Source organism: Sphingomonas sp. SKA58 (genome assembly GCF_000153545.1).
Taxonomy (GTDB): Bacteria; Pseudomonadota; Alphaproteobacteria; order Sphingomonadales; family Sphingomonadaceae; genus Sphingobium; species Sphingobium soli.
In genome coordinates this window covers 124,658-145,552 of record NZ_CH959306.1, presented here as the reverse complement: position 1 = coordinate 145,552, position 20,895 = coordinate 124,658, and the positions used below count along the sequence as shown (strand labels likewise).

The window sequence follows — 20,895 nt, the reverse complement described above, 5'->3', positions numbered from 1 at the left end:
CGATTCTCCTTTACGTTGGCGTCAATCAGCCAATGTGCCCATTTCCACCGGCAGCCCCACCGCGTCAAGCTGCGGCCGCACCTGTTTGACGTCGCCCACCACGACCCAGATCAGATTGTCGGGGTTGATCGACTCCCGGGCGGCCTTGTCCATGTCGGCGGGGGTCATCGCGCGATAGGTCTTGGGCAGCGTTTCGTAATAATCGTCCGGCCGGCCGATCAAATGGTTGCGCATCATCGCGCCCAGCAATTCCGACGATGTCTCGAAGCTGCCGGGCAGGGACAATATCTGGCTGTTGATCGTCTGGTCGCGCTCGGCCTGGGTCGTGCCCTTGGTGGTGAGATAGTCCTTCACATCCTGCCGCGCGGCGATGATCGATTCGCCGGTCTTGTCGGTCTGCACCGGAGCGTAGACCAGCAACGGGATCGTTTCCTTGACGCCCGGCAGAGCGGTGCCCGCGCCATAGGCCCATCCCTTCGTCTCGCGCAGGTCCATCGTCAGGCGCGACGTCGTGCTGCCGCCTAGCACCTCGTTCGCAGTCAGCAGCGTCACCGGATTGTCAGTGCCCGCCTTGTTGGTCAGCACGCCCGCCAGGATCAGCGATTGCGGGCTTTGCGGCTTGTCGATCAGCACGATGCGCGACGGGCGCATCATCCTGTCCATGCGGAACAGCTTAGCCCCCTTCTGCGCCGCCGGCGCCTTCCAGTCGCCGAACCGCTTTTCGAGCAGCGGCATCATTTCCGCCAGCGTCGTGTCGCCAGCGACAAAGATGGTCGCATTGTCGGGGCGCATCCATGCGTCATGGAAAGCGGTCAGGTCCGCCCGCGTCACGGCCTTCACGCCGCTCTCCGTCCCCGATCCGGTGAAGGGGATGCCATAGGGATGCGCCTGCCCATAGAGCAGCGGTGGCAGCATGCGCTGCGCGATCGCCATCGGTTCAGTCTTTTCGGCCGCGATGCGGGTCAGCACCTGCCCGCGCAGCCGTTCGACCTCTTCGGGGCGGAAGGCGGGATTGCGGATCACATCGGCCAGCAGGCCCAGCGACGCATCCAGATTGGGCTTGAGCGCGAACAGCCCGACGGTCGTGCTGTCCATGCTGTTGGCCGCGCTGATCGCCGCGCCCAACCGTTCCTGCTCTTCGGCAATCTCGATCGACGACCGCGTCGTGGTGCCTTCGTCCAGCAGCGCGGCCGTCAGGCCCGCGGTCCCCAGCTTCGCCTTGTCATCGGCGGCATTGCCCGCGTCGAACGCCACCGACACGCGAACCGTCGGCACAGCGTCGCGTCGCGCGAAGACGACGGGGATGCCGTTCTTCAATGTGGCATGTTCGACGTCAGGAAAGTCGAGGTCCTTGACCGGTTCGATCGGCGGCTCGGCGATCCTGGTGGGGGTCGGCGGCGTCGCGGCAGCCGGAGCCGACGCGGCGGGATCGCGAAAATGCGCCGGCTGATGCGTTGCGCCTTCTGCCTTCACATTGCCCGCCAGCGCATTATCCGCAGCGCTCCGCTCGCCCGGCGCGACGGTCAGGCGCAGCACCGGCCGGCCCAGCCATTTGCGCGCCGCCGCCGCCACACTCTGCGGCGTCGCAGCGGCGTAGATCGCCAGGTCCTTCTTATATTTGGCCGGATCGTCGGAATAGACAGCCCCTTCAGCCAGCGTCACCGCCTTGCCGGTGAAGCCGCCCACCTTTTCCAGCCCCCCGATCGTGCCCGACAGCTGGCGAGTCGCGGCGCGCTGCACTTCATCGGCGCTCGGCCCGTTGGTCAGGTAATCGGCCAGCAACTGGTCCAGCCGCTTGCCTACCGCCACCGGATCGACGCCCGGTTTCACGTCCACCGTAATCTCGGCGAGGCTCAGCTTCTCGAACGGCTGCACGCTGGCCTTGACACCAACCGCCACCTTCTCGTCCCGCACCAGCGCATTGTCGAGCCGGGAGGAGCCCAGACCGCCGAACACCGCCAGCGCCAGGTCCAGCTGCGGCAGGTCGGCCGAATTGACGCCGGGCACCACCCAATTACGATAAAGGCGCGTGGCCGCTACATTGTCGTGCATCATCACTTCGGCGTCCTTCGCCAGAGTGGGCACGCTGGCGTCCACATCCTGCGGCGCGGGGCCGGCCGGGATGTTGCCGAACCATTTTTCGACCTTCGCCTTGGCGGTTGCCGCGTCGATGTCGCCGGCCAGCACCAGCACGGCGTTGTTTGGGCCATAATGGGTCTTGAACCACATCTGCACGTCGGCCAGGCTCGCGGCATTGAGGTCCGCCATCGACCCGATGGTCGAATGGCGATAGGGATGGCCTTCGGGCATCAACGCGGCGAGCTGCGCATATTCCACCAGGCCATAGGGCTCATTTTCGCCCATGCGCTTTTCGTTCTGCACGACGCCGCGTTGCGTATCCAGCTTCACTTGCGTCACCGCGCCCAGCAGATGCCCCATGCGGTCGCTTTCCAGGAACAGCGCCCGATCAAGCGCGCCGGTCGGCACCGTCTCGAAATAATTGGTGCGGTCAAACCAGGTCGTGCCGTTCCAGTCGGTCGCGCCGATATCCTCCAAGCGACCGAAAAAAGGCCCGTCGGCATTTTCCGAGCCATAGAACATCAGATGTTCGAACAAATGGGCAAAGCCCGTCTTGCCCGCCGGCTCATAGCGCGACCCGACATGATACCAGACCGACACGGCGACGACCGGTGCCTTGCGATCGGTATGGACGATGACGCGCAGGCCGTTCTTCAGCGTGAATTCCTCATAGGGAATATCGACCTTGGCCACCAGGCTGGACAAGGGCGCGGGCGCGGCGCTCGCGGCGCTCGGCTGGGCAGCGGCAGGCAACGCCGGCATCAGCGCGATCGCCGACAGGCCGATCAGCAGGGGCAGACGGCGCGACAGGGAAGATAGGGTCATCGAAGGGCCTCTGGCAGGAGCATATGGACCATGGAACGCGGATGCGTCCGAAGGACATGCACCATAGCGAGGCGTGATAGGCGCGCAATACGCAAAGGGTGGACAGCGACCCTGCGGAGCGGCAATCCTGCGCGCCATATCCGTTCAGCAGAAAGCCCTGTCCCTTGATCAAACGCCTGTCCCTGTCGGCCGCCGCGCTCGCCCTGATCCTGCCTGCCACCCTGCCCGCGCAATCGCCCGACCGGCCAGCGACCACCGATCCGGTCTTCACCCCGGCCGCGATGCGCGCCCATGTCGAATTCCTGGCCGACGATCTGCTCAAGGGCCGCGACACCGGCAGTGAGGGGCATGAGATCGCCGCCCGCTATGTCGCCAGCCAGTTTGATGGCCTGGGCCTCAAGCCCGCCGGCGACGCCGATGGACAGGGGCGCAGCTGGCTCCAGCGCATCACCTTCCAGAAGACGGAACGGACACAGACCCCCGCGACGCTCACCGTCAGCGGCCCGGCCGGCGACCAGCGCTTCACCCATGCCGGCGACGTGCTGATCGGCATGAATGCCGCCGAACCCCGACTGGACGTGCGCGCGCCGCTGGTCTTCGTCGGCTATGGCCTGGAAAATCAGCGCCTCGGTCTTGACGACTATGCCGGGCTGGATGTGAACGGCAAGATCGTCGTCACCCTGCGCGGCTATCCCAAGGGCCTGCCAAGCGAGGAAGGCGCGCATCTGTCCGCGACCAAGGCGATGGTCGCGGAAAAACACGGCGCGATCGGGATGCTCTCGCTGGGCACGCTCCAATCGATGAAGGCGCGGCCCTGGGCGCGCATGGTGCAGTTCGCCGCCGAGCCCGATTTCACCTGGGTTTCGCCCGAAGGCGAGCCGTTCGACCAGGCGCCCGGCATCCGCGCCGGCGCGGCGCTCAACGACCCGGCGGCGCAGGCCGTGTTCGCCGGCGCGCCGCAGACCATCGCCGCGATCCGCAAACTGGCCGATCGCAAGGGCGGCCAGCCCAAGGGCTTCGCACTCAAGACCAGCGTGCGCATCCAGTCGGACAGCACCAGCCAGCGCGTCACCAGCCCCAATGTCGTCGCCATCCTGCCCGGCAGCGATCCGGTGCTGAAGGATGACTATGTCGTCCTGTCCGCACATCTTGATCATATCGGCGTCAGCCCGGAAAAGCCGGGCGAACCGGCCGACAAGGATCGCATCAACAATGGCGCGCTCGACAATGGCGCGGGCATCGCGACGATGCTGGAAGTTGCGCGAGCGATGGCCATGGCACCGGACAAGCCACGCCGCTCGATCATCTTTCTGGCGTCGACCGGCGAGGAAAAGGGCCTGCTGGGCGCCGATTATTTCGCCCGTCATCCGTCCGTCCCGATTCGTCAGATCGTCGGCAATGTCGATCTCGACATGCCGCTGCTGCTCTATCCCTTCACCGATGTCATCGCCTTTGGCGCGGATCACTCAACGCTCGGCCCCATCGTCGCGCAGGCGGTCAAGCCCATGGGCGTCAGCCTGTCGCCCGACCCCATGCCGCAGGAAAGCATCTTCGTGCGATCGGATCATTATATGTTTGTGAAGCAGGGCGTTCCCGCCGTTTTCCTCGCCACCGGCTTTGCCAATGGCGGTGAAAAGGCGTGGGGCGATTTCCTCTCCGGCGCCTATCATCATCCCGGTGACGATATGACCCAAAAGATCGACTGGCAGGCGGGCGCGCGTTTTGCGCAGGCCAATTATCGCATCACGCGCGCCATGGCCGATGCCGATACGCCCCCGCGCTGGTTCAAGAACGACTTTTTCGGCGACATCTTTGCGCCGCAGGCGAGCAAGGCGACAAAATAAGGATTATCACGCATCGCCCCTTGTGTGGTTTTTGAGCAACACTACATCCGAACCAACCAAATCCATGGGGATGTCATGAACCTCGAAAAATTTACCGACCGCGCCAAGGGCTTCCTCCAGTCGGCGCAGACCGTCGCGATCCGCATGAACCATCAGCGGATCAGTCCGGAGCATCTGCTTAAGGCGCTGCTGGAGGATGAGCAGGGCATGGCGTCGGGCCTCATCCAGGCCGCTGGCGGGTCGCCGCAGGTGGCGCTGCGCGACACGGATGCTGCGCTCGCCAAGGTGCCCGCCGTGTCGGGCAGTGGCGCGCAGCAGACGCCGGGCCTCGACAATGATGCCGTGCGCGTGCTCGATTCGGCTGAGCAGGTCGCACAAAAGGCGGGCGACAGCTTCGTTACTGTCGAACGGCTGCTGCTCGCGCTCACCCTTGCCACCACCACTGCGGCTGGCAAGGCGCTGGCCGCTGCCGGGGTAAAGGCAGAGGCGCTCAACGCCGCCATCAACCAGTTGCGCGGCGGTCGCACCGCTGACACGGCAGGCGCAGAGGATCGCTACGACGCGCTCAAGAAATTCGCCCGCGACCTGACGGCGGCGGCGCGCGACGGCAAGCTCGACCCCGTGATCGGCCGCGACGAGGAAATCCGCCGCACCATCCAGATTCTTGCCCGCCGTACCAAGAACAACCCCGTCCTGATCGGCGATCCCGGTGTCGGCAAGACCGCGATCGCCGAAGGTCTGGCGCTGCGCATCGCCAATGGCGACGTGCCTGATACGCTGAAAGACCGCACGCTGATGGCGCTCGACATGGGATCGCTCATCGCCGGAGCCAAATATCGCGGCGAGTTTGAGGAGCGGTTGAAGGGCGTGCTCGATGAGGTCAAGGGCGCGGAAGGCCAGATCGTCCTCTTCATCGACGAAATGCACACGCTGATCGGCGCGGGCAAATCCGAAGGCGCGATGGATGCGGGCAATCTGCTGAAACCCGCCCTCGCGCGCGGCGAGCTCCATTGCATCGGCGCGACCACGCTCGACGAATATCGCAAATATGTGGAGAAGGATCCCGCGCTTCAGCGGCGGTTCCAGCCGGTCTTCGTCGGCGAACCAACGGTGGAGGACACCATCTCCATCCTGCGCGGCATCAAGGACAAATATGAGACGCATCACGGCGTCCGCATCGCCGATGGCGCGATCGTGTCCGCCGCGACCCTGTCCAACCGCTACATCACCGACCGCTTCCTGCCAGACAAGGCGATCGACCTGATGGACGAGGCGGCGAGCCGCATACGCATGGAAGTGGAGAGTAAGCCCGAAGAGATCGAAAATCTCGACCGCCGCATCATGCAGCTCCAGATCGAGCGGGAGGCGCTCAAGAAAGAAAGCGACCAGGCGTCGAAGGACCGGCTGGCGACGCTGGAAGGCGACCTCGCCAATCTGGAGCAGCAGTCGGCCGAACTGACGACGCGCTGGCAGGCGGAAAAGGACAAGATCGCCGGCGAGGCCAAACTCAAGGAGCAGTTGGACGCCGCGCGCATCCAGCTGGAGCAAGCGCAGCGTTCGGGCGAATATGCCCGCGCCGGCGAGTTGCAATATGGCGCCATCCCGGACCTGGAAAAGCGGCTTGCCGACGCGCAATCCGCCTCGGCCGGCGCGATGCTGCGCGAGGAGGTGACGAGCGAGGATATCGCCGCTGTCGTATCCCGCTGGACCGGCATCCCGGTCGACCGCATGCTGGAAGGCGAGCGCGAGAAGCTGCTGGCGATGGAAGGCGAACTGGGCAAGCGCGTCATCGGGCAGGCGGACGCGGTCAAGGCCGTGTCGACCGCCGTGCGCCGCAGCCGCGCAGGGCTACAGGACCCCAATCGCCCGCTCGGTTCCTTCCTGTTCCTTGGCCCGACGGGCGTCGGCAAGACCGAACTGACCAAGGCGCTCGCCAGCTTCCTGTTCGACGATGACAGCGCGATGGTGCGCATCGACATGAGCGAGTTCATGGAAAAGCATTCGGTCGCCCGCCTGATCGGCGCGCCTCCGGGCTATGTCGGCTATGAGGAAGGCGGCGTGCTGACCGAAGCTGTCCGCCGCCGCCCCTATCAGGTCGTTCTGTTCGACGAGGTCGAAAAGGCACATGGCGACGTGTTCAACATCCTGCTCCAGGTGCTGGACGACGGCCGCCTGACCGACGGGCAGGGCCGCACCGTTGACTTCACCAACACGATCATCGTGCTGACGTCGAACCTGGGCAGCCAATATATTGCCGGTCTTGGCGATGACGACCCGGTCGAAAAGGTCGAGGATCAGGTGATGGACGTTGTCCGCGCCCATTTCCGCCCGGAATTCCTGAACCGGCTGGACGAGATCATCCTGTTCCACCGGCTGGGCGCCGCCCATATGGCGCCGATCGTCGACATCCAGGTTGCCCGCATCGGCAAGCTGCTGAAGGATCGCAAGATCACGCTGGACCTGACCGATGGCGCGCGGGCCTGGCTCGGCAGGGTGGGTTACGACCCAGTCTATGGCGCGCGCCCATTGAAACGCGCGGTCCAGCGCTACTTGCAGGACCCGCTGGCCGACATGATCCTGCGCGGGGATATACCCGACGGGTCAACTGTGCGCGTGGATGAGGGCGACGGGGCGTTGGTGCTGACCCTGGCCTGATGCGAGCAAGGCGCGGCGGCACGCCGCGCCGCTTCGCTCAGCCGCTAGGGTTCATTCCGGCACGGCTGCGGGTAATCAGGTCATCGGCGTCCCGGTTCTGCTGGTCGCCGATTGACTGCCACTCAGCGTTGGTCTTGCAGATGCGTTTGCTGCTGACCAGCGAACCGGTCACACTCAATCGCTTGCAGCGGACGGCGTTAGGGTCATTGCGATCGAGCTTGGGCTTGTCTTCGGCCATAGCTGGCGACGCCGGAAAAGCTAGGGTTAGAGCTAGAAATCCCGAAGCGATCGCAGTTTTCACAACAGACACTAATCATCTCCCTGGACAAGGCAGCGCGGTTCGAAACTAAGCCGGTCGCCGCAAATCAGACGCTGGCTTGGTTCATTCCCCTGCTGGCGTCGGCTGTTGCGTAGAATTGCTTTAATAGCATCTGCTCTTCAAGTGACAAATGCGGGTTCCACACATCGAAGATCAGCACCACGCGCAGATGATCACTCCTGTTCCATGCTTCGTGGTCGATCGTATCGTCGAACGCAAAGGCTTCGCCTTCTCGCCAGTTTCGTGTTTCTCCTCCGACCCGAAAGCCGCATTCAGGCGGCACGATAAGCGGCAGGTGGATGATGGCACGCGTGTTCGTCACGCCGGTGTGCGCTGGAATATGACTATGCGGTTTCAGCAGCGAAAAGAAAGCCGACGGCGCACGCCCCGGAATGTCCGCGCGGGGAAGCGCTTCCAGAGCCGCTACGGTTTCGGGGCATGTTGCGCATATGGCTTCGTTGCGCACCCCATATTCCCACAGAAACAATGCCCCCCAGTCGAGCGAGCCATCAAGCGCGGTCCACTTGTTTTCAGGCGTACCGGCTTCCTGGCGAACATAAGGTCTTACAGCGGCGCCATTTTGCGCCACCAGCGCCAGAAATTCGGCGCGAATGGCGTCGGTACGCCGTTCGAGTGCTTCCATCCAGGGAAAATGAGCACGATCAAAAAACTCATCAGCGGGAAGAAAGGGATAATGAAGGCCCGAACAGTGATTCTGATAAATGGCACGGCGGCCAAATTCATGGTCGAGGCATGCCTGGAATCGTCGTTGGCCGAGTGCTGGCGCAGCGGATAAATTTTCGGCAACCCCTGCTTCGATGAGAGCGGCAAATTGCGCTTTATGCTCGCGCACATAGGAGCGGGCCATGTCGAGCGTTTCGGACAGCGCTGGCGGAATATCGCCCATCGCTGCAGTCAGCGCCAGGACCTTGCCCCAACTATCAGCAGCGGCCTGTCTTTCACCCAGTCGTTGCTGCAACTGCGCCATGCGGATCTGCGCCATCAGGTTGCGCTGATCGACATCGATCGCGCGTTGCAGGGCGGTCCGTTCTCCCTCCGCCTGGCCATTGCCGCGCTGGGCCGAAGCCAAATTCATCCAGAGGGCCGCTTCATTGGGATCAGCCTCCGCCGCCTTGGCGAAATGGAAACAAGCATCGGAATAATGCTCCTTTTCCAAGGCAATCAGACCCAGCATATTATGCGCCAAGGGATCGGCGGGCCAGGCATCCAGGACTGCGCCCAGCGCCGCAACCGCCTCTGTCGTCCGCCCACCTCTGCGCGCTTCGGCAGCGCGCTGTAGAAGCGCCTCACGTTCCTTCATCAAAAGCCCCCCAGCCTTAATTCCATAGGAGTATCAGATGCGCTCAACGGCGCAACCGCCCTGAGCGCACCAACCCTTGTTCCGGACAAGTCCGCGTGCGAAGCCTTGATCATGACCCAATCGCCTTCATTCCAGACTGTGATGCATGACCCGCAATGGCTCGCCCATCGCTATGACCCGGGGCATGACGCCTTTCATCTGCGCCACGTCTCGCGCGCGCGTCGCGCTGCTATGCCATTCCTGACCGACGAATATCTCGGAAGTGACAAGCCCTTGATCCTGCGCCGGGTCGATGCCGTCGAGCATGCGCCGCCAGCGTCCCCTATCCACTTCATCTTCCACTCCGCTTACTGCTGCTCGACCCTTCTTGCCGCTGCTTTTGACATTCCTGGTACCTCGATGGGGCTAAAAGAGCCGGTGCTCCTGAACGACCTCGTCGGCTGGCGGCATCGCGGCGGTGGCGGTGCCCAGGTCGCTCGCGTCATGGACGAAGGGCTGCGCCTGCTTGCGCGGCCTTTTTCGGCAGGCGAGGCGACGATCGTGAAACCGTCGAACATCGTCAATCCACTCATCCCTGCGATCATGGCGATGCGGCCTGACGCACGCGCCTTGTTTCTCTATGCGCCGCTTGAGGCCTATCTCGCCTCAATAGCGCGCAAGGGCATGTGGGGCCGGCTGTGGGTCCGTGATCTGTTTGGCAAATTGCTGAGGGAAGGTATGCTAGGAGCGCTCGGCATCGCGCCGGAGGCGTTTTTGGGTCTCACTGATTTGCAGGTAGCAGCCGCCGGCTGGTTGGCGCAACAGCAGCAGTTTCAAAGCCTTGCCGGCACGTTGAAGCAACGCGTCGCGACGCTCGACAGCGAAACATTCGTGGATCGGCCTTATGACACGCTGGACGCGCTGGGACAGTTTTTTAAGTTTGAACTCGATCCATCGGCCATCACCGCCATTATCAATGGCCCGGTCTTCGGCCGGGATGCAAAAAACGGGGACGCCTTCGCGCCCGGAAAGCGTGCCGCCGATGCCAGGTCAGGCGTCGCCTTGCATGCGGAGGAACTGGAAAAGGTCGTCGTCTGGGCTCGCCATGTCGCAGACAGCGCCGGCATATGCGTCGCCCTGCCCCAACCACTCATCCGGTAGGCGATTTCCCACCGGCTAGCCTTTGGCAACGAAGTCTTACCGACATAAAAAAGGGGCCGGTGTGTCCACCGGCCCCTTTTCTTTCATTACCTTATGCGCCGATCAGAAGCGGAACTTCACCGCGGCGGCATAACGACGACCCAGCGCGTCGTAGGTCGACGGATAGACGTTGCCGCTGTTGTAAGCGGTCGAACCCAGCGTGGAACCAACAACCTTGGGCTTGTTGTTGAACATGTTCTGCGCCGTCAGGGTCAACGTGATGTTGTCCGAAACGTGGAAGCGGCCCGTCAGGTCGAAATAATGTTCGGCCGGAATCTTCCGGAATTCCGGATTGACCACGCAGCCGTCCGGATCCGCACCTTCGGGGTCTTCACAACCAAAGCCGATCGCCGCAGCCAGATCGTCGTCATAGGCGGCGGGTTCATAGCTGACCGAGTCGATATAGCGCCACAGCAGCGAGATATCGAAGGTTTCGAAGCCCAGCGTGGTGCGCTGCGAGAACTGCCATTCAGGCTGAATGGAGGCGCAGTTGACCGAGTAGTAGCCGGTGCATTCACGGTTCAGCGAAGTCGGCGACGCCTGGAACTTCGAGCTGCCCGTCCAGTTGCCGGTCAGGCTGAGCGACAGCTTGGCAAAGCCGATGTCGCGGCCGTAGTTGACCGAGAAATCGACGCCGTCCGTCTTGAGCGTGCCGAGGTTCGACAGACCCAGGAACAGACCCGGCGTGGTGGTCGATTCACCGAATAGGTTACCCGTCGCCGGGTTACGCTGGATGCTCGTGCAAGCGTCGCTGGTCGCGCTTGATGCCGACAAATTGTCGAAACAAGCACTGATCGCATCGCCCGGGGTCGGCGTGGTGATAGCACCGGTGACCTTGATGTTGTAATAGTCGACCGTTGCCGAGAAGCCGGGCAGGAAGTCAGGCTGGAACACAGCGCCGATTTTCCAGCTGTTCGACTTTTCCGGGCTCAGCGCCAGGTTGCCGCCCGAGGTCGCATTGACCTGGCCAGCCGGATCATTTTCGATCAGACCCAGGAACGCTCCGCCGCCCTGCGCGGTGCAGACCGCAGCCAGATTGGCGTTGTTGAGCGGCGCATTGCCAGCGCAGGGGTCGACCGCCAGGTTGGTCAGGCCCGTATTGTTGGGCGCGAACAGTTCGGCGATGTTCGGTGCGCGAACGGCACGGGCGTAGTTGCCGCGGATTTTCAGAGCGCGAACCGGGCTCCAAGTACCGCCCGCATTCCAGGTCCAGGTTTCGTAGCCGGGCGAACCAGCGGCATCGATGCTGTACTTCGAATAACGGACACCGCCCTGAACGACCAGTTCCTCGAAGAACGGACGATCCTGAACGATCGGCAGGACGAGTTCGCCATAGGCTTCGTAAACGTCATAGCCGCCGGTGATGTTCGGCGCCGCACCACCCGCGCCACCGAGGTCACCCGACTGCGAGAGAAGGTCCGATTCCTGCGAAGCGGTATATTTGCGATATTCGCCACCCAGCGCGAAAGCGACAGCGTCTGTTGCCCACGGCACGGTCCAGCCGAAGTCTCCATTGATCAAGCCCTTGACCTGCGCAAGCGAGGTCTTGGTCACAATCTGGCTGTTGGCATTCAGGAACGCATTCATCGAGTCCGTGATGGAACCATTGCCGCCGAATGCGTTCAAAGGAACGCAACCATTGCTATCATCCAGGCAGGTTTCGGTGTTGGTTGCCAGCAGCGCCTGACGGACGCGGCTGTTGAGCCAGTAACCCTGCTGGGTCTGGATATTTTCCGATTCGCCATAGGCCCCGGTAACATCCCAGTTGATCGTGTCGGTGATGCCGCCACGCGCGCCAATCTTGTAATCGAAGAAGGTCGTCGTGAAGTCGGAAACACGCGGCCCGAGTTCCACGGAGCGACGCGAGAAGGCCGTCGACACAGTCTGGTAGTTCGGATCGTTGGGATCGGTCGCGAGCGCAGCAGCGTCGCACTGGGCCTGTGTGAACAGCGGCGTGTAGACGCCGGCGGCCGGATTGGTGTCACGGGCGCAGAAGGCGTTGCGCTGGGCAGCCGTCAGATACGGGTTGCTGAGCGGAACATCGACCGCGATGCCGAACGCGCCCGAGGGCGCGATGATGGTGTTGACGGTGTTCTTGGAGAAGATACCGCGCGAATAGACCTCAACCGCGTCGCTGACTTCATATTTGGCGGCGCCGAACATATTGAAACGTTCGAACGGCGTCTGGAAGATATTATACGGGTTGAAGTTGAAGGCATCGAACGCGCTGGTCGGGCGGAACGCGGTGCCGTCAGCGGTGATCTGCCGCGTGCCGTTGCCATTATCGGTGCCCGTGACGTTCACATTGGTGAAGCGCGAAGGGGTCGCCGTACCCGAACCGCCGGCAAGACCGCTATAGGAATCGACATTGTCGAACGAGAAGTCGCGACCGCCCTGATAGACCGGATCAGACTGCTGGTAGCCGACAGCGAATACGACATTACCGCGGCCGTCATCAAAGTTGGCGCCCATGGTCAGGTCGGCGCGGAAGTAGTTGCCGTCGCCCTCTTCGGTGATCTGGTTCGAGATATTCGCTTCCAGGCCAGAGAAGTCAGACTTCGTAACGAAGTTGACGACACCCGAAATGGCGTCCGCGCCGTAGGTGGTCGATGCACCGCCGGTCAGAACGTCAACGCGCTCAACGAGCGCGACGGGCACGTTGTTAAGGTCGAAACGGCCGTTCAGTTCGGCAGGAACCAGACGGTCGCCGTCGATCAGCACGAGGTTGCGGTTCGAACCCAGACCACGCAGGTTGACGAACGAAGCGCCACCATTGCCGTTGTTCACCGCCGAACCGATGCTCGGCACGATGCCGGGGATTTCACGCAGAATGTCTTCTGCGGTGTTGTTCTGCTTCAGCTCGATCGTGTCGGCGGTTGTGGTCAGCACCGGGTTCGATTGAAGATTGGGGTTACGGATCAGCGAGCCCGTAACGACGATGGTGTCGCCAGCAGCGGGCGCTTCGGCCGCCTGGGGCGCGTCTTGCGCGATGGCGGCGCTGGCGATCAGCGACGCGCCCAGGATCGCCGGTGCGGCGCTGGCACGCAGCAGTGCCCTTTTCGAAAATGTCTTCACGGTCCAGTCCCTTGCTCTGGAGTCGGCAGATTATCTGCCACCTAGTAGCCCGTACGGAGGGATATGGTGCCCGACAGCGATCCCCCCATATGGATTGGTGGAACCTGCGCGGGCTTCAGGGCGCTGTAAAGCATGGCAAAAGGCCAATCGCCGCTTTTGGCGAGCGCTGTATCATAATTGCAACAAGGCGGCAGCGCGCCGGTTTTACGATCATGTTGCAATATAATTTCATTGAAATGTCACGGAGTGCAGCTTTCATACATCACCTCGTCAAACGCTGTTCTAAAATATGTCATCTCTTAGCGTATGCGCATTGCCACCCTCTCTTGACGCATATTTTCCGCGAAAGGCATGGTAAGGCAGCGGCGAACGGCAAGGGAGACAGAGTGACATGAAACGCGGATCGACGATGCTGGGCGTCATGGCGCTGGCGCTGATGACGGGGTCCGGGCTGGCCGCGACCAAAGCGCGCCCGCCTCAGGCCGAGCTTTTCACCAATTTGCTGCAATGCCGCTCGATTACTGCTGACGCGGACCGCCTTGCCTGTTTCGACCGCCAGGTCGGCGCTATGGAAACCGCTTCGCAACGCGATGAAGTCGTGGTTCTCGACAAGGGCGAACTCAACAAGACCCGCAAGACGCTGTTCGGCTTCTCCTTCCCGAAACTGCCTTTCCTGGGAGGCGGCGACGATGACGGTGCAGCCAAGGAAGAGGAGGGCGTCAGCCACATTCAGGCGACGATCGCCAGCCTGCGCAGCCTGGGTTATGGCAAATGGCAGATCGGGCTGGAGGACGGCGCACAATGGATGACCACCGAAGCGGTCACCGGTCGCGATCCCAAAGTCGGCCAGTCGATCGAGATCAAACGCGCGGCCATGGGCAGCTTCATGGGCAAGGTGGAAGGCGGACGCGCCATCCGCATGAAGCGGGTCAGCTAAGGTTCTATCAGCGCCCCTGCGGCATCGGCCCGGCGATCAACAACGGGTCGATGCGCGCATCGTGCCATTTCATGCCCCAGTGCAGATGCGGTCCGGTTGCGCGGCCCGTTGCGCCGACAGCCCCGATCTGTTGCCCCTGTGCCACATGGTCGCCCATCTTCACGTCGATCCGTGACAGGTGAAGGAAGGCGCTGTTGAGACCATGGCCATGGTCGATCATCAGCAAATGCCCTTCCAGCGTGAAGGGCTTGTCGGTCGCCGCCAGGATCACCACGCCATCGGCGGGCGCCCGCACCGGCTCGCCCGTGGCGGCGGCGATATCGACGCCGCCATGATAGGACCCCGGCTCGCCCTGATAGATGCGCTGTGCGCCGAACAAGCCGGAAATGCGCCCGAGGCGCGGCCAGATGAATGTCTGCCGCCATCCTTGCGCATCCGTCACCTTCGCACGCGCCGCTGCTATCGCTTCCAGTTCGGGGCGGCGCAGCGCCAGAAAGGCTTCGCTGCTTTTGCCCACACGCAGCGGCGCGTTGATCCGCTCCAGACGCCAGGCGCGCGGCGCCACGATCAGTGAATGGGTGAGAACGCGTCCGTCGGCCAGGCGTGCGGTTAGCAAGGCGTCGGGCTTCGCATCCCGGTCGAAGGCGATCAGGAACCGGCCATCAGCGTCGATCGCCACCGGCCGGTCGCCGAGTGTCAAAGCCACTGTTCCACCGGGCGCCGTGCCAAGCAGCCTGCCACCCTGCACTGCTGCGCCCTCAAGCCGGAATGCGGCCGATACCGCATTTTGTGGCGCGATGGGCTGCGCCGTCGCCCCACCGGCAAGGCCAACCATTGCCGCCAGAACAATCGCCTTCATCGCTCGCCTGCCGCCTTCTGCTCCGCCTCCACCGACGCTTGCGCGCTGGCATAGGGCTCCTGCCGGGCGATGCTCCAGTAGCGCAGGTCCTGCAAGGCGATAGGCTGTCCGGTCATGGCGCACAGCACATGATCGCCGGCCTTCAGCACGCGAAAGCTGTAGGGCAGATAATGAAGCCGGGCGATCCGGTCGCGGCTGGACATCAACATGGGGACGACACTTTCTTCATCTGTCAGGAGAACAAATCCTGCTGTGCATGGGCGGGATCACGCGGCTTGCGCGTGGGTCGCGCCGACGGCGACGGCGCCATCCCGGCGGGGGCCTCAGCCTGCCCAACGGCCGCGTCGACGGTTCCATCGTGGAAGTGCAGGACGACTTGCCCGGCCGCGCGTGCGGCCTCGACCGACCGCACCAGCCGGTCGCCAGCCATGACCCGGGCATAGCCGCGTTGCAGCGGCAGATCGGGATTGAGCGACGCGAAATGCCGCGAGACGCGGTCGAACGCCGTGGCGCAATCGCGCTGCGCCCGGACCAGATTTTCCGGCCGCAACCGCAACCGATCGAGCCGCTCGCCCGCACGCGCCAGTTGCTGGCGCAGCAGCGCGGGGCGCAGCGCGCCGCTCGCCTGCCCCAGATGCGCACGCGCATCGGCCAGGCGATGACGCAGACCGCTGGCCAGGCCGTCCGACACCTGGTCCAGCCGCTGCCGCTGGGGGCTCAGCAACGTGTCGGGCGTGGGCATCAGCCGCGCCTGCATGTCCAACCGCTCGCGCGCCTGCGCCGCGCCGCGCCGAACGGCACGGCCCGCACGCAGCCCCATGTCCGTCAATCCCGCCAGCAATTCCGCGCGCACCGGCACCGCCATTTCAGCCGCCGCCGTCGGCGTGGGCGCGCGCCGATCGGCGGCATAATCGCACAGCGTCGTGTCGGTCTCATGCCCCACCGCGGAGATGATCGGGATGCTGCATTCCGCGACCGCACGCACGACGATCTCTTCATTAAAGCTCCACAGATCCTCGATCGACCCGCCACCGCGCGCCACGATCACCAGTTCCGGCCTGGGCAGCGCACCATCGCCAGCCATTTCCGAAAAGCCGCGGACCGCGCGCGCGACCTGCTCGGCGGCGCCCTGCCCCTGCACCAGCACCGGCCACAGCAGCACCTGGGTCGGGCAGCGATCCGCCAGCCGGTGGAGAATGTCGCGAATGACCGCGCCCGTGGGCGATGTGACGACGCCGATGGTGCGTGGCAGGAAGGGCAATGGCTTCTTGCGCTCCGGCGCGAAGAGCCCTTCCCCCGCCAGCTTGGCCTTGAGCTTCTCCAGCAGCGCCATCAGCGCGCCTTCGCCGGCCAATTCCATCCGCTCGATCACGATCTGATATTTGGACCGGCCGGGATAGGTGGTGAGCTTACCCGTGGCGATCACCTCCACCCCGTCCTGCGGCGCGAAGGCCAGCCGCTGCGCCCCGCCTTTCCACATGACGCCGTCGATGACGGCATTGTCATCCTTCAGGCACAGATACAGATGCCCCGACGCCGCACGCTTGAACCCCGAAATTTCGCCGCGCAACCGGACATGACCGAACCGGTCCTCCACCGTGCGCTTCAGCATCCCCGACAATTCGCTGACGCTGAGCGGCGGCGCGTTGTCGCCCGCGCGATCCTCGGCTAACAGGCGGCCCGAACTGTCATAGGCATCATATTCCGGGGACATGGGCGACATGAACATCCTTCTGCTTGGCGGCGGCGGCCGCGAACATGCGCTGGCGTGGAAGCTGGCGCAATCGCCCGGCCTCGACACGCTTTATGCCGCGCCCGGCAATCCGGGCATAGCGCAGCACGCCACGCTGGTCGACCTTGATGCGGCGGATCATCGCGCGGTCTTGGACTTCTGCATCCGCCATTCGATCGGGCTGGTGGTGATCGGCCCCGAAGCGCCGCTGGTTGACGGGTTGGCAGACAATCTGCGCACCATGGGCGTTCCCGTCTTTGGCCCCAACCGCAAGGCCGCGCAACTGGAAGGGTCAAAGGGTTTCACCAAGGATTTGTGCAAGCGCGCAAATATCCCGACCGCTGCCTATGTCCGCGTGACCAGCAAGGATGGAGCGATCGCCGCGCTGGACGATTTCGCGCTCCCCGTCGTCATCAAGGCGGACGGCCTGGCCGCCGGCAAGGGCGTCATCATCGCACAAAGCCGGGAAGAGGCGCTGGAAGCTCTCGATTCGATGTTCTCCGGCGCATTTGGCGCGGCTGGCGAGGAAGTCGTGCTGGAAGAGTTCATGACCGGGGAGGAAGCGAGCTTCTTCGCCCTGACCGACGGCAGCGCAATCTTGCCCTTCGGATCCGCCCAGGATCACAAGCGCGTGGGCGATGGCGATACCGGTCCCAATACCGGCGGGATGGGCGCCTATAGCCCGGCGCGCATCCTGACGCCCGACCTGGAACAGCAGGTGATCGACACGATCATTCGCCCGACTGTCGATAGCTTGGCCGCTGAAGGCATGCCCTATTCGGGGGTCCTCTATGCCGGCCTGATGCTGACCGAGGCTGGGCCCAAGCTAATCGAATATAATGCCCGCTTCGGCGACCCGGAATGCCAGGTGCTGATGAGCCGCTTCGATGGCGATCTTGCCGCGCTGCTGCTCGCAGTCGCGCAGAGTCGGCTGGCCGATCAGGGACCGGTTGCGCTGGCCGAACGCACCGCCTTGACGGTCGTCATGGCCGCCAACGGTTATCCCGGCACGCCGGAAAAGGGCGGGCGCATCGCGGGTCTGGACGCCGCCGAGCGGGCAGGCGCCAAGATTTTTCATGCCGGCACGGCGAGTCGGAACGGATCGCTCGTCGGCAATGGCGGCCGGGTGCTCAACGTCACCGCGACCGGCAACAGCGTCGCTGCTGCCCAGGCCGCAGCCTATGCCGCCGTCGATGCGATCGACTTTCCCTCCGGCTTCTGCCGCCGCGACATTGGCTGGCGCGAAGTGGAGCGAGAGGCGAAACAAGGGTGAACCCTTGCGGCGCGACGGAAAGCATCCTTAAATAGCAGAACGACACACAGAGGGGAGACGTAGCGCGATGCAGGAATTCTTCATGGACTATGGCCTGTGGCTGCTGATCGCACTGCTGGTCCTTATCGCCCTGGTGTTCCTGCTTTCGGGCAAACGCAAGCCCGACGTGGAAACCCTGGCGGACACGACCGCGCCTGTGGAAACGGCTCCCCTTGCCGCCGCGCCGCCGGTGGCTGATCCCGTCACGGTGCCGCCGACGCCCGCTCCGGTGGCGACGTCGCCCGCGCCCGCCGCCGATGTCGAGCCCGTCGAGACAGTGGAGCCTGGGTCGGCGGTGGAGCCGATCGCCGAACACGTCCCGCCGGCCGACGCCGAACCGATCCCCGCCTCACCCGCTATCGCCGCCCCGGCCGATGATGCCGCCCCCGACGATCTTCTCCGACTGAAAGGCGTTGGCCCCAAGCTCAAGGCCTTGCTGATCGAACTGGGCGTCAGCCGCTATGCGCAGATCGCCGCCTGGACGGATTCCGACATTGCCGCCATCGACGCGCGGCTGGGGAATTTCAAGGGCCGCCCGGTCCGCGATCAATGGGTGGATCAGGCAAAATATCTCGCGGCTGGCGACACCGCGGGCTTTGAAGCGAAATATGGCAAGCTTTAGCCGCGGCCCAATATCTCCTGCGCGCGCGGGGCGAGCCGTTCCTGCGCGGCGCCATGAATGCCCGGCGCAGCGCACAACAGGCCAAAGGCGGTGGGCTGCGGCCGGTTGAAACGCAGCGGATCGCCCAGCGCGTCGGTGACGGTGGCGCCAGCCTCCTCACAGATCAGCGCCGCCGCCGCAACGTCCCATTCATTGCCCCAGCGCACCGTCGCGACCAGATCGGCCTCGTCAGCGGCAACCAGCGCCATGCGCAGCGCGATGCTGTTGGGCTTTTCCACCGCGACCAGATCCCGGTCGGCGCGCGGCAACTGGTCAGCGGGCACCCGCGCCCCCGGCAGGATCGTGCGTGTTCCCGCCTTCAGCACTTTTCCGTTGCGCGTCGCCCCGCGCCCTGCCTGCGCCACCCATAATTCGTTGCGCGCGGGCGCGGCCAATATGCCGATCCGCACCGCGCCATCTTCAACCAGGGCAACCGATACGGCCCAGCCACGCCGTCCGCGCAGATAATCGCGCGTGCCATCGATCGGATCGACCACCCACACGCGCGACAGGCCAAGCCGGTGGACGGTATCGGCCGTCTCCTCCGACAGCCAGCCGGCGGTGGGATCGATCGCGGTCAGGCTTTCGCGCAGCATCGCGTCCAGCGCCAGATCCGCCTCGCACACCGGATGGCCGGGCACTTTTTCCCATTGCCGCACACGGGTTTCGCCGTTGGCCCACAGGGTCAACCCATGGTCGGCCGCATCCGCCACGGCGGACACGATTGCGCGTACGGGAAGTTCAGCCTCCGGCAACGGTCATCCCGTCGATGCGGATGGTAGGTACGTTCATGGCATAGCGAAAATACAGGTCGCTCGCTGGCGTCAGGCTGCGGAACATGTCCTTGAGGTTGCCGGCGATGGTGATTTCCGACACTGCATTCATGACCGCGCCATTTTCGATCAGGAACCCGGACGCGCCCCGGCTGTAATCGCCGGTGACGGGATTGACGCCCATGCCGATCAATTCGGTCACGTAAATGCCGCGCTTCACGTCATAGCGCAGGTCGCCCGGCGACGTCGTGCCTGCCTCCATATACACGTTAGTGACACTCGCGCCCGGCGCGCCACTGCCGCCCCGGCTCGCATGTCCCGTTGGCTCCAGCCCCAATTGCCGGGCCGATGCGCTGTCGAGCAGCCATCCGGTCAGCACGCCATCCTCGATCAGCGCGCGCCGTTCGACCGGCAGGCCCTCACCATCGAACGGCCGGGAACGTAGGCCTCGCGGGCGCAGCGGATCGTCGATAATGGTGACGGCGGAATTAAAAACCGCCTCGCCCAGCTGATCGAGCAGGAAGCTCGACCGGCGGGCGATGGCCGGACCGACGATGCCGCTGATGAGATGACCCACCAGGCTTGACCCGATGCGCGGGTCGAAAATTACCGGCATGACGCCGCTGCCGACCTTGACCGGGTTCAGCCGGGCGACTGCGCGTTGCCCGGCCCGCGCGCCTACGGCGTCGGCATGGTCAAGATCGCGCAGATGCCGCGCCGAATGGCTGGCATGGTCGCGCTGCATGTCGGACCCGCTGCCCGCCAGGACGCTGGCCCAGGTTGCGTGGTTGGTGCCGGCATAGGCGCCGGCAAAGCCGTGACTGGTCGCCAGCGCCACCTGGCTGCGCCCGCTCGATGCGCCGCCGCCTTCGCTGTTGGTGATGCCCGGCACGCCGCGCGCCGCATCCTCCGCCATCAAGGCGCGCTCGCGCAGCGCAGCGGGTTCCGGCTCCTCCTCGTCGGTCAGGTCGAGCGAGGGCGGGCGTTTTTTGAGCAGCCGGTCTTCGGGTGCCAGGCCCGCATAGGGATCTTCCGGCGCTTCGCGCGCCATCGCAATGCAACGCTCGACCAGCGTGCCCAAGGTTGCAGGATTCATGTCGGACGCGGAAATGCTGGCCGAGCGCTGGCCGATGAAGACGCGCAGGCCGATGTCTTCGCCCTCTGACCGCTCAACATCCTCCAGCGCGCCCAAGCGCACCGACACGTTGGTCGACGCATTGCAGGCATAGATGGCGTCGGCCGCATCCGCGCCCGCCTTGCGCGCTGCATCGACCAAATCCTGCGCGCGCGACTGGGCTTCGTCTAGGCTGAGCATGGAGGGAAG

Annotated in this window: 15 protein-coding genes; 6 read left to right on the top strand and 9 right to left on the bottom strand. The window is 64.2% G+C overall.

All coding sequences use genetic code 11. From position 1 onward, the window contains the following. Positions 1-21: 21 nt before the first annotated feature. Complete coding sequence (locus SKA58_RS01075; RefSeq protein ID WP_009820482.1) at positions 22-2,904, bottom strand: M16 family metallopeptidase; 2,883 nt, start codon at positions 2,902-2,904, stop codon at positions 22-24. 167 nt (positions 2,905-3,071) lie between these two features. On the opposite strand from SKA58_RS01075, the gene SKA58_RS01070 reads away from it, so the two are divergent. Continuing rightward, a complete protein-coding gene (locus SKA58_RS01070; RefSeq protein WP_037542399.1) occupies positions 3,072-4,748 on the top strand; it encodes a M28 family metallopeptidase in 1,677 nt (558 codons plus the stop codon). 75 nt (positions 4,749-4,823) lie between these two features. Continuing rightward, entirely contained in the window at positions 4,824-7,403 is a 2,580-nt protein-coding gene (gene clpB, locus SKA58_RS01065; RefSeq protein WP_009820480.1) for an ATP-dependent chaperone ClpB, read from the top strand. A 37-nt stretch (positions 7,404-7,440) separates the two neighbouring features. On the opposite strand, the gene SKA58_RS01060 is transcribed toward clpB, so the two are convergent. Together SKA58_RS01060 and SKA58_RS01055 are read right to left on the bottom strand one after the other, a co-directional pair. Then, positions 7,441-7,641: a hypothetical protein gene (locus tag SKA58_RS01060; protein ID WP_009820479.1), complete on the bottom strand. Its 201-nt coding sequence runs from the start codon at positions 7,639-7,641 to the stop codon at positions 7,441-7,443. A 127-nt stretch (positions 7,642-7,768) separates the two neighbouring features. After that, the gene (locus tag SKA58_RS01055) at positions 7,769-9,043 is read right to left on the bottom strand and encodes an aspartyl/asparaginyl beta-hydroxylase domain-containing protein (protein ID WP_009820478.1); all 1,275 of its coding nucleotides are present in this window, start codon (positions 9,041-9,043) and stop codon (positions 7,769-7,771) included. Between the two features lie 141 nt (positions 9,044-9,184). Between SKA58_RS01055 and SKA58_RS01050 the strand changes: the two genes are divergently transcribed. Further along, entirely contained in the window at positions 9,185-10,183 is a 999-nt protein-coding gene (locus tag SKA58_RS01050; RefSeq protein WP_232209344.1) for a hypothetical protein, read from the top strand. A gap of 102 nt (positions 10,184-10,285) precedes the next feature. Here the strand turns inward: SKA58_RS01050 and SKA58_RS01045 are convergent, their stop codons facing one another. Further along, positions 10,286-13,297, bottom strand: a complete 3,012-nt coding sequence (locus tag SKA58_RS01045; RefSeq protein WP_009820475.1) for a TonB-dependent receptor domain-containing protein — start codon at positions 13,295-13,297, stop codon at positions 10,286-10,288. A 436-nt stretch (positions 13,298-13,733) separates the two neighbouring features. Between SKA58_RS01045 and SKA58_RS01035 the strand changes: the two genes are divergently transcribed. Continuing rightward, positions 13,734-14,234, top strand: a complete 501-nt coding sequence (locus tag SKA58_RS01035; RefSeq protein WP_371388675.1) for a hypothetical protein — start codon at positions 13,734-13,736, stop codon at positions 14,232-14,234. A gap of 7 nt (positions 14,235-14,241) precedes the next feature. Here the strand turns inward: SKA58_RS01035 and SKA58_RS01030 are convergent, their stop codons facing one another. From SKA58_RS01030 to xseA, 3 genes are read right to left on the bottom strand one after another with little or no spacing between them, the layout of a single operon-like run. Then, on the bottom strand, positions 14,242-15,093 hold the full coding sequence (locus SKA58_RS01030) for a M23 family metallopeptidase (RefSeq protein ID WP_009820473.1): 852 nt from the start codon (positions 15,091-15,093) through the stop codon (positions 14,242-14,244). Then, entirely contained in the window at positions 15,090-15,302 is a 213-nt protein-coding gene (locus tag SKA58_RS01025; protein ID WP_009820472.1) for a DUF2093 domain-containing protein, read from the bottom strand. Before SKA58_RS01025 ends, SKA58_RS01030 begins: the two co-directional genes overlap by 4 nt. A 23-nt stretch (positions 15,303-15,325) precedes the next feature. Next, positions 15,326-16,807 carry an exodeoxyribonuclease VII large subunit gene (xseA, locus tag SKA58_RS01020; protein WP_009820471.1) on the bottom strand — a complete coding sequence of 494 codons (1,482 nt, stop codon included), beginning with the start codon at positions 16,805-16,807 and terminating at the stop codon, positions 15,326-15,328. A gap of 7 nt (positions 16,808-16,814) precedes the next feature. Here xseA and purD point away from each other — a divergent pair, with 7 nt between their 5' ends. Beyond that, the gene (purD, locus tag SKA58_RS01015) at positions 16,815-18,098 is read left to right on the top strand and encodes a phosphoribosylamine--glycine ligase (protein WP_037541977.1); all 1,284 of its coding nucleotides are present in this window, start codon (positions 16,815-16,817) and stop codon (positions 18,096-18,098) included. Between the two features lie 67 nt (positions 18,099-18,165). Continuing rightward, positions 18,166-18,759: a hypothetical protein gene (locus SKA58_RS01010; protein WP_009820469.1), complete on the top strand. Its 594-nt coding sequence runs from the start codon at positions 18,166-18,168 to the stop codon at positions 18,757-18,759. Here the strand turns inward: SKA58_RS01010 and SKA58_RS01005 are convergent. Continuing rightward, the gene (locus tag SKA58_RS01005) at positions 18,756-19,553 is read right to left on the bottom strand and encodes a 3'(2'),5'-bisphosphate nucleotidase CysQ (RefSeq protein ID WP_009820468.1); all 798 of its coding nucleotides are present in this window, start codon (positions 19,551-19,553) and stop codon (positions 18,756-18,758) included. The two genes, SKA58_RS01010 and SKA58_RS01005, sit on opposite strands and share 4 nt — an antisense overlap. Then, positions 19,540-20,886: a TldD/PmbA family protein gene (locus SKA58_RS01000; RefSeq protein WP_009820467.1), complete on the bottom strand. Its 1,347-nt coding sequence runs from the start codon at positions 20,884-20,886 to the stop codon at positions 19,540-19,542. Before SKA58_RS01000 ends, SKA58_RS01005 begins: the two co-directional genes overlap by 14 nt. Positions 20,887-20,895 lie beyond the last annotated feature (9 nt).